The organism is Novosphingobium sp. (assembly GCF_019748365.1).
GTDB lineage: Bacteria > Pseudomonadota > Alphaproteobacteria > Sphingomonadales > Sphingomonadaceae > Novosphingobium.
In genome coordinates, this window is the sequence record NZ_JAIEPN010000033.1 from 1 (window position 1) to 8,437 (window position 8,437).

General features: G+C 63.1%; 16 protein-coding genes and 1 tRNA gene. 5 read left to right on the forward strand and 12 right to left on the reverse strand.

Translation table 11 applies throughout. The annotated features are described in order from the left end of the window. Positions 1–210: 210 nt before the first annotated feature. The 4 genes from K5Q19_RS04525 to K5Q19_RS04540 all read right to left on the reverse strand — a co-directional run bounded on the left by K5Q19_RS04525 (position 211) and on the right by K5Q19_RS04540 (position 1,647). Positions 211–573 (reverse strand): hypothetical protein, encoded by a 363-nt coding sequence (locus K5Q19_RS04525; protein WP_292941646.1) that lies wholly within the window; start codon positions 571–573, stop codon positions 211–213. 68 nt (positions 574–641) lie between these two features. Then, complete coding sequence (locus K5Q19_RS04530) at positions 642–890, reverse strand: hypothetical protein (protein ID WP_292941648.1); 249 nt, start codon at positions 888–890, stop codon at positions 642–644. Further along, positions 887–1,249, reverse strand: a complete 363-nt coding sequence (locus tag K5Q19_RS04535) for a hypothetical protein (RefSeq protein ID WP_292941650.1) — start codon at positions 1,247–1,249, stop codon at positions 887–889. Before K5Q19_RS04535 ends, K5Q19_RS04530 begins: the two co-directional genes overlap by 4 nt. Next, positions 1,246–1,647 (reverse strand): helix-turn-helix domain-containing protein, encoded by a 402-nt coding sequence (locus K5Q19_RS04540; protein WP_292941652.1) that lies wholly within the window; start codon positions 1,645–1,647, stop codon positions 1,246–1,248. Before K5Q19_RS04540 ends, K5Q19_RS04535 begins: the two co-directional genes overlap by 4 nt. Before the next feature lie 220 nt (positions 1,648–1,867). Here K5Q19_RS04540 and K5Q19_RS04545 point away from each other — a divergent pair, with 220 nt between their 5' ends. Then, the gene (locus K5Q19_RS04545) at positions 1,868–2,020 is read left to right on the forward strand and encodes a hypothetical protein (RefSeq protein ID WP_292941654.1); all 153 of its coding nucleotides are present in this window, start codon (positions 1,868–1,870) and stop codon (positions 2,018–2,020) included. A 395-nt stretch (positions 2,021–2,415) separates the two neighbouring features. Here the strand turns inward: K5Q19_RS04545 and K5Q19_RS04550 are convergent, their stop codons facing one another. From K5Q19_RS04550 to K5Q19_RS04575, 6 genes are all read right to left on the reverse strand, one after another. Beyond that, positions 2,416–2,955 carry a hypothetical protein gene (locus K5Q19_RS04550; protein ID WP_292941656.1) on the reverse strand — a complete coding sequence of 180 codons (540 nt, stop codon included), beginning with the start codon at positions 2,953–2,955 and terminating at the stop codon, positions 2,416–2,418. Beyond that, positions 2,952–3,428: a hypothetical protein gene (locus K5Q19_RS04555; protein ID WP_292941658.1), complete on the reverse strand. Its 477-nt coding sequence runs from the start codon at positions 3,426–3,428 to the stop codon at positions 2,952–2,954. The genes K5Q19_RS04550 and K5Q19_RS04555 overlap by 4 nt, the downstream gene beginning before the upstream one ends. Continuing rightward, complete coding sequence (locus K5Q19_RS04560; RefSeq protein WP_292941660.1) at positions 3,428–3,625, reverse strand: AlpA family phage regulatory protein; 198 nt, start codon at positions 3,623–3,625, stop codon at positions 3,428–3,430. The genes K5Q19_RS04555 and K5Q19_RS04560 overlap by 1 nt, the downstream gene beginning before the upstream one ends. 91 nt (positions 3,626–3,716) lie before the next feature. Then, positions 3,717–4,244 carry a hypothetical protein gene (locus tag K5Q19_RS04565; protein ID WP_292941662.1) on the reverse strand — a complete coding sequence of 176 codons (528 nt, stop codon included), beginning with the start codon at positions 4,242–4,244 and terminating at the stop codon, positions 3,717–3,719. Then, positions 4,237–5,439, reverse strand: coding sequence for a site-specific integrase (locus tag K5Q19_RS04570; RefSeq protein WP_292941674.1), 1,203 nt, complete (start codon positions 5,437–5,439; stop codon positions 4,237–4,239). Before K5Q19_RS04570 ends, K5Q19_RS04565 begins: the two co-directional genes overlap by 8 nt. Before the next feature lie 221 nt (positions 5,440–5,660). After that, positions 5,661–5,737, reverse strand: a tRNA-Arg gene (locus K5Q19_RS04575). A 61-nt stretch (positions 5,738–5,798) separates the two neighbouring features. On the opposite strand from K5Q19_RS04575, the gene K5Q19_RS04580 reads away from it, so the two are divergent. Further along, a complete protein-coding gene (locus K5Q19_RS04580; RefSeq protein ID WP_292941664.1) occupies positions 5,799–6,593 on the forward strand; it encodes a queuosine precursor transporter in 795 nt (264 codons plus the stop codon). After that, entirely contained in the window at positions 6,593–6,991 is a 399-nt protein-coding gene (locus tag K5Q19_RS04585) for a hypothetical protein (RefSeq protein ID WP_292941666.1), read from the forward strand. Before K5Q19_RS04580 ends, K5Q19_RS04585 begins: the two co-directional genes overlap by 1 nt. A gap of 51 nt (positions 6,992–7,042) precedes the next feature. Here the strand turns inward: K5Q19_RS04585 and K5Q19_RS04590 are convergent, their stop codons facing one another. After that, positions 7,043–7,264, reverse strand: a complete 222-nt coding sequence (locus K5Q19_RS04590; RefSeq protein ID WP_292941668.1) for a PspC domain-containing protein — start codon at positions 7,262–7,264, stop codon at positions 7,043–7,045. Then, complete coding sequence (locus K5Q19_RS04595; RefSeq protein ID WP_292941670.1) at positions 7,261–7,404, reverse strand: hypothetical protein; 144 nt, start codon at positions 7,402–7,404, stop codon at positions 7,261–7,263. The genes K5Q19_RS04590 and K5Q19_RS04595 overlap by 4 nt, the downstream gene beginning before the upstream one ends. A 335-nt stretch (positions 7,405–7,739) precedes the next feature. Here K5Q19_RS04595 and rimP point away from each other — a divergent pair, with 335 nt between their 5' ends. Both rimP and K5Q19_RS04605 read left to right on the forward strand, forming a co-directional pair. Then, positions 7,740–8,300, forward strand: coding sequence for a ribosome maturation protein RimP (gene rimP, locus K5Q19_RS04600; RefSeq protein ID WP_292941672.1), 561 nt, complete (start codon positions 7,740–7,742; stop codon positions 8,298–8,300). A gap of 3 nt (positions 8,301–8,303) precedes the next feature. Then, the coding region (locus tag K5Q19_RS04605; RefSeq protein ID WP_292941675.1) for a NusA N-terminal domain-containing protein at positions 8,304–8,437 on the forward strand (134 nt) is incomplete at its 3' end.

Below are 8,437 nucleotides of genomic sequence, written 5' to 3' on the forward strand. Positions count from 1 at the left end.
TCTAGCAGGACTGGCCCATTTTTAATCCGGTGCTACCGGCCGATCCGTGGCCCCTTTTATTCCCGGTGTTCTCAAGCACTTCGCCGATTTGAGCATTCGGAGAATGATCCGCGCGTACAGCGGCGACGCCCCGGTAACGATTGATGGAATTCATAAGACCAGCCTTTCTGATTTGCTGGCCCTGAGTGCCCTATCCGATTGGGCGAATAACTAGTTTGCGCCCATTTTCTGTGATCGACGAAATCTTTCGGCGAACCGCGCGCGAAGGACTTTCGCAATCGCCCGCGTCTCAGCTTGCCAAGCTGCATCGGGAAGCTGCTTACAGCCCCGAGCCGTGAAACGCTGCAAGCGCTCTTTCAGCAACTCCCCCGCCAGATTGATATCGGGATTAGTCGCCAGCATCAGCACCGGCTCTTTCCCCAGGGCAAGCCGCGCAGCGCGCAGCGTCCGATCGAACGGATCGGCCTCTGCATGATCGGCGAGCAATTCATCAACCACCCTCTGCGCGAGCACGCGAACCCTGCCGCGTAGCGATAGATCGGCAGGAAGGCTTGCCAGCGCAGCCGCCACCATTTCGGCCTCAGCCGCGCAGCGCCGTGGCCTCCCCATGGCTTGGGCCGATACAATGCCCCGCGGCCGCATCATTCCGGCACGCGAGGCGCGCCGTTCAACAGCGAGTGTTCCATCACATCGCAGGCCGATCGCAGCCATTCGATTGCGGCCATACCTTCGCCCGCAAACTGCTCTGCGGCATCGAGTGCTGCGCAGAACGTGCCGAAGCCCACATCGACCGGCAGCGCGCCGGCCGCGACCATCTTGTCGCCAGCCTCCCGGATGATGCGGCGGACCTTATGCGCCTGGCCCAGCTCAGAAGGAATCTCGCCGCTCATGACTGCCGCACCATCAGAATGTCGGCACCCCGGAGCGCCGATACCAGCGCTTTGCGTTGCGTGCAGTTGAGCTTCGTAAGCATGAGAGCCTTTTCCAGCTCCCGCGCCGTCATGGGCGAGGCGATCTCGTCCAGTGTCGCAAGCACCAGGTCGCTATCCTCGATCGGCAGCAGCGCAAGCGCGCTTGCCAATCGCGCCTCGCGACCAGCCCCGGAATTCGCCGCCTTCGCGCCAAGGCGAAAGAACTGCCCGACCTCGAGGCGCCGCAGCGTCTCCTGATTTCGCTTCGCAGCGCGCGCGGCGCGCTCCGCCACGGGATCGGGCGTTGCATCCTCGCCCGCGACATTCGCAGTGTTCATTGTCCGTCCTCCATTGATTGAATTTGACGCCGGCGCCTGCAGCCAAGTTGCCCGCCGTAGTGCAGCACCAAGGTCGGCTCGCTGACGTTGAGCGCCGCCGCGATCGACAGCAGCGTTGCGCCGCTCTCGCGCAGCACTTGGACGCGCTGCCGTGTCTCAGGCGTTGGCACATGACGCGGTCGACCGCGCTTGCACCAGCCCGCCATCTCGTCCCGATACAGCGCGTACAGGGTCTCCAGGCTCATACCCAGCGCGGCAGCAATGGCCGGTTGCTTCTGACCCTCGGCAAGCATCGCCTTCACCCGCGCGCGCTGCGCAGCCGTGGGAACGTGGCGTCGACGGCTGCCACCCCGGCCCAAAGCGACCGGCTCGCCGAAAAGGTCGAGGCCGCCGCTCACGGAATTAAATTAACCAGATTGAGCACTTTCGCGCCCAATACGCCCACACCGCGAACACATACGCACACGCGCACATTTGTACGGATAATCAAACACTTATGGCCGATACCGACAATGCTCTGAAACTCTCGCACCCGAGAAAAAAATCTTTGCGTGGGGTGGAATGTGGTCAACGGGCCCAAGGCTTCGCAGACTTTTGACCACCCCCCGGGCCCTGAAAATGAACCAAGTTGGCAAAATCGAGACGCCAGGCATTGGCGCGTCGCTCCCGACGCTGGCGCGGCATCGCAGCACCGGCGGCGCTCTCGCGACGCTGGCGCGGCATCGCAGCACCGGCACCCAGCTCGCCACGCTGCCGCGGCATCGCGCCTAATCGCCAGATCGTCGGCCTCGATCGCCGCGCTGGCCTTCGCCGAACGGTCGAACGGATTCCCGATGGAATTAGCATCTCTCGTGCGCGAGCGCGTGCGCGAGAGATATGAATACAGAATATAACTGTCAGAACTGTTCGAGATTGGCGGATTTCTGCGGTCCCGAATAGTTTGGTGCCAACCGTTCGGGCGAACACTGAAAACCGTTCGAGACGGCCCTCCGGGCTGCAATTGATCCCCACCGAAACCGCAGCGCGCGCCCCGCTTCGCCAGCCCTGCACAGTCTTCGAACAGTTGTCGAACCGTGAACCGTCCGGCGAAGCAAGGGCAAGCGCGGTGCGCGCGAGGCTGGCTGCGCCATTGCAGCGCGGCCCCTGCCGCCAACGATGATCGCCAGTCAATCGGCGGCACGGCTTGAAGCCCTGCGCCGCGCCTTGGCCCGCGTGCACGTGTATGCAGGCGACGGCTCACCATAGGCGTCGAAGCCATCGGCCTCCATGCCCCGCACCAGGCGAAGCCCTTGCCGTTGAACCCGTCTGTCTTTGCCCCGGACCTTCAAAAAGCCCTTAGCTGTCAGCAGTGTGCCGAACTTGGTCAGGCTCAGCTCGCAGCAGACCGGGATGGCATTGGCCTTCGCGTGCTCGACGTACGATCGATAGAGCGCGCGAGATGGCACCGGCGGCGCAAGCGGATCCCGCACCGCCGCTTGCTGCAACCAGGAATCGAAGCCACCGCCCTGAACACAGGCCGCGACTTTGCCCCCATTTTTGGGACCACGTTCCAGACCGCGCCGCGCGCTTGGCTTTGCCGCCCGATCCGGTTTCGAGGCAAGCAACTCCACCCCGCCCGATTGTCCGAACTGAAAGGCGAGCTGCTCGCCTTTCGTGGTCGGGATGAACAGCAGAACGCCGGCGCCCAGCTCGATCTTCTTCATCATGTCCCCGCCTTCCATCGCTTGGCATGGCCGATCACCGCACCGCAGAGGATTGGCAGACCGTCCACCTGCCATCGGTCGCGCTCCATCCGTTGAACTTTCCCGCGCGGCCGCAACTGCGCGCCGCGCGCTATCGCCAAGTCAATCGCCCGATCGGCATCGGTCACGCCGATTACTGGGAATCGCCCGTCGACGAATGCCGCCTCGATCAGTGCGACAACGCCCCATCGCAGACCGTCGACCGCGATCGGCACCACCTGGACGCTTGGCTTGCCAATCTCGACAATCGCCGAGCGCGCCGCGCTCCACCACGCCGGCGCCGGAAAGCTCCCGCTCCGAACGCACAAGTCACATTGGTTGCCGAGCCCTTCCGCGACGCAGACAGCGGTCGCGCAGCCCAGCGCGCTGCACCCCATGGCAAGCGCCGTAGCTGGACAACTGTTCGAACCCTGCAGGATTGTGAGGCCCGCGAGCATCACGCGGCCCTTGCGTCTTCGCTTTCGGCAATGCGCTCGGCCACCCAGGCCTCGACCTTGCTTTCAGGCCAGCGCGCCGCGCCATCGATCTTGACTGGCGCGGGAAATTTGTCCTCGCCGATCAGCGCGTAGATTTTCGAACGCTTGAGGCCAACGCGGTCCATCACCGCTTGCAGCCGCAATAGGGTCTCTGCCATTTGCCGTCACTCCATTATGGACGGCCTTGGTAGATAGCGGCGTGATACGGCTGTGCATCAATATAGCGGTTCGGGGGCTAAGGCTAACCCCTCAAGTTTTGCCCACTTTCTTTGCCCTCAGGCGCGCCCATTCTCCAGGAAGCTCTTGTTCTAAGGTCACCATGTCGGCGATCGGCGCGCCGCTGTAGTCTCCGGCCAGATGAGCTTTGACCAGCGAGTAGGCTCTTGCCGCTCTTGTTCTGCCAACTCCGTGTGACGCTGCGACTTCCCGGACCGCTGATTCCCATTTCGTCTTACCCGGCCATATCGCCATTCGATAAACAGCGCTGCCGATCCTCAAATCTTCCTGATAACTGGCAAGCACAATACTATGGGGTCGACGGTCCTGCCCGACCTTTTCTGCTACAAGCTTAACGGGAGCATCTCCATTGAATGCCCCGGCCAACAGGACCGCCATATTTCGATCGACCTCAAAGCCCGCGCGAAGGTATTCAGCCATCGGCCGCAGATCACCATCCAGCAGCCCGTGGAATGCACCCCAATAGGCCTCGACGATCTCGGGCGGCCATCCTTCATGCAGAACCTCGAAGGCGTCCTCATGATGGCGGCCATCAGTCATGCTGCGCGCCCTTCGCCAACTCCGCCGCCACGAAATCGGCCCAGCGCTCCAAGGCCTCGCGCTTTTCGACCTTCCAGTCATGCCGCTGATAGACCCCGGCCACGCCGCTGCGCGCGCCGCTGACATGGTTCAGGACCGCTTCCGTAACCTCGAACCGCACCCCAAGGCGCTGCAGGCCGGTTGCCACTGTTCGGCGAATATCGTGCATCTGCCAGTGCTCACCAGCCTTGCGGCCGAGCACCCTATCCAGCGCCTTGCGGAACCGCGCCTGCGCCTTCGAAAACCCGCTCGCGCCGCGCTCGCCATCCCGCCGCGAAGGAAAGAGCTTCTCGCTTCCGGCCGTCTTGGGGATTGCCTGCACCACGGCGAGCGCGGCCGGCGAGAGCGGGACGACATTGGCAACGGCATTTTTCGCCCTGTCTGGCGGGACCGTCCATTCGCCGTCCTCTAGATCGAACTCCGACCACTCCGCCCAGAAAACCTCATTGCGCCGCTGCCCTGTCAGGATCAGCAACTTGAGCGCAGCGCCCCACGGCAAGGGCTCCGCCTCCGCGACTTTCCAGAGGCCGACCAGCTCGTCAGCCGTCAGCACCCGCCCGCGCGCCGGCAACTTGTCGGGGCGTCGCGCGTCCCGGCAGGGATTGGCAAGCATGCGGTCGAGGCCCGGAAGCGCCCAGGTGTAGAAAGCGGACAACTGCGCCAAGGTGGCGCGAGCGCGGGAAGGGGAACGCTGCGCGATCGCGTCAATCAGCTTGGTGACGTCCCCGCGCGTTACGGTATCGGCGAGCCGATCGCCCAGCTCGGGCAAGACGTTTTGCTCAAGAATGCGTTTCGTGTCCGCGATCGAGCGCAAGTGCGCTTTCGCGGCGAGGTAGGCCGGCAGCATGCCACGGATAGTTTCCGCAGCGCCGACACTGCGGCCCTTGGGTGCTGGCGGGGGCTTATCGGATTCTAAGTCGCTCAGCAGAGCGCGCGCCTTGCGCCGTGCGTCGGCAAGGCCAAAGCGAGGCCCGTATCGCCCCACTGTGATGTTCCGGACTTTGCCTGCCCACCGCCGCCGCAGGATGAATGTCTTTGCCCCGCTGACACCGATCCGAACCCTCAGGCCCGGAACGTCCGCGTCGGCATGTTCGATTTGCCCGACCTCGGGCGCCTTGAGCGCGCGGATCTTGGAATCGGTCAATTTCGTCGCCATCGCCACCCCCGGAGCAGGTAACGCCACGTTACCTTAGGTAACGTCTTGGGGCAAATACTTGCGGAACGCTATGCACAAGCTCGGACAAGAAACGCCGGAAAGCCTAGCCTTTGAGAGTGCGCAGCATTCCGCAATGCTCCATTGCACATTTTTCCTAATCTGGGGGCCGTGGGTTCGAATCCCGCCGGGCGCACCACCAGCCTTGCATCATCGCGGAGAAATGGCGCGCCCTGCAGGATTCGAACCTGCGGCCACCGGCTTAGAAGGCCGGTGCTCTATCCAGCTGAGCTAAGGGCGCGTGCCCGGTGCCTCATAAGGCCGCTTTGCGATGGGTGCAAATCGCGATAGCAAGCAAGGCCATGACCAGCCCGCATATTCCCCGCATCGAAGGCAGCGCCGGGGCGCGCCGCCATTTTCGCTATTTTGACTACATGATGGCGGCCTTTGTCGCGATCCTGCTGCTCTCGAACCTGATCGGCGCGGCCAAACAGGCGCAGATCGACGTTCCCGTGTTTGGAACGGTGCAATTCGGCGCAGGTGTGTTGTTTTTTCCGGTGTCCTACATCCTCGGTGACGTGCTGACCGAGGTTTACGGCTACGCAAACGCAAGGCGCTGCATCTGGGTGGGCTTCTTCGCGCTACTGTTCATGGTCTTCATGGCGCTGGTCGTTGTGGCCATTCCGCCGACCCCGCAATGGGCTCTGGCTTCGGATACTTACACCGTTCTCGGTCAGAAAGTGACCGCGCCGAATCAAGCCGCGTACCAATCCGTGTTCGGTCAGACGCCGCGCATCGTTTTCGCATCGGTGGTCGCCTTCTGGGCCGGCGAGTTCGTCAACTCCTTCGTGTTGTCGAGGATGAAGGTTGTTACGGCTGGCAAGCATCTGTGGACCCGCACAGTCGGTTCGACCGTGTTCGGTCAGGGTGTTGATTCTGCGCTGTTCTACCCGCTCGCTTTCCTCGGTGCGGCGGGCTGGACCACGCAGGCCGTGGTGACCCTTGCCATTACCCAGTGGGTTATCAAGACATCATGGGAAGTCATGCTCACGCCGGTAACCTATGTCGTGGTCGGCTTCCTCAAGCGGCAGGAAGGCGTCGACGTCTACGATACCGACATCGACTTCTCGCCCTTTGCGAGCACCGAGCAGGCCTGATGATCTACATCGTCCTCAATGGCGGGGCGATTCTGGCCGCGACTTTGGCGGGGCTGATCGTGGGGACGCTGTTTCAGGCCATCATCGACCGCCGCCTGATCCGCGCGCGCGGCTGGACGGTAAGCCTGGCCTTGGCGTTTCTGGCCGAGGCCTGGCTCTGCGCGATCCTCGCTGGCGCGCTGATCCTTGCGCCGCCCAAGGGCAGCGTCTGGACGATGACGATCGGCAGCGCGGTGGTGATCTGGCTGGGCTTTGTCGTGCCGAGCCTTGCCGCCTCGTACCGCATGCGCGGGCTGGCGGCGCGGGCCATGCTGGTCGATGGCGGCTACTGGCTGGTGGTCATGCTGGCGCAGGCGGTCGTGCTGCGCCTGATCGGGCTGGTGCCGCCGCCGGTGTGACCTTGCTGGTCCTCCCCATTTGCACTTCGTGAAAATGGGGAGGATCCAGGCTCAATCGGCGATCAGGCCGATGGCGAGGTAGATCAGGATCAGCGAGCCGAAGCCGACCAGCGTGCCGATCACCCAGGCCACGCGCACCAGCGTGACATCGAGGCCGAAGTAGTCGGCGATTCCGGCGCTGACGCCCATGATCTTGCCGCGCTGCTTGTTGAGACGGAAGCCCCGAGGGGCGGGCGAGCGGACAGCGTTGTCCTCGAAGCGCAGGTCGCTCATGCCGAGTACACCGAGTTCGAGGTGGTGTTCAGCGGGCTCTGGACCGGGCTGGTGACCGCGGCGCCGACCATGGCGAAGGTAAGGGCGATTGCAGCAGCAGCGCTGAAGATCGGGGCGGTGAAGTTGCGGATGGTGGTCATGGTATGGTTCCCTTCTGTGGTTCGAGTGTGGCGCCGTCCAGTCCGTCCGGCGTATGCCAAGAGCATTGCACGGGGCGTGCCAAGTGCGAGAAATGGCGGAAATGCGCGGTTTGTCGCTTTCTGGCTAACTGGTTCAACTCATTGCGGTCCCAAAATGTGGGAAATTCCACCGAGTTTCAGGAGACGTTTGCCGCGCAATCTTGGCACTTGCCTTTTTCGGGGCGTACGCCTAGGGGGAGTGCATCCCGACATTGTGAAGGCAAAGTCTGGGCTGGCGCCAAACGGGGCCGGCACCAAACCCGCTGCCTTTGCTGCGTTGGCCCCTTGGAGCACGCATGAACGATATCGCACGGATTACCGAGATCGCCGGAGAAGAGGCTGCCAGCCTCGGCTTCGATCTCGTGCGCGTGCGCTATTTCAATGGCGGCGAGATCGGCGACGAGGAGCACACGCTCCAGATCATGGCCGAGCGGCCCGAGACCGGGCAGCTGGTGATCGAGGACTGCGCCGCGCTCTCGCACCGCATTTCCGACCGCATCGACGCGCTTGAGGAAGCAGGCGAAGTGCTGATCGCGGAAGCCTATCGGCTCGAGGTCAGCTCGCCGGGGATCGACCGCCCGCTGACCCGCGCAAAGGACTTCGCCGCGTGGACCGGTCACGAGGCGCGGATCGAGCTTGCCGAGCTGCTCGACAATCGCAAGCGCTTCCGGGGTGATCTGGTCGGCTTCGATGCTGACCAAGAGATGATTTCGATCAACGACGATGGCGTGGTATACGAAGTACCATTCAGCCTCGTCGCCAATGCCAAGCTTATCCTCACCGATAAGCTGATTGCCGCTTCCCGGCCGCTGGATGTCAGCGGCGTGGACGACCTAGTTGAGGAACAGGAAGACTAAGCCATGGCCAGTGCGATTTCCGCCAACCGCGCCGAGCTGCTCGCGATCGCGAACTCTGTCGCGACCGAGAAGATGATCGACAAGTCCATCGTCATCGAGGCGATGGAAGAAGCGATCCAGAAGTCCGCGCGCAACCG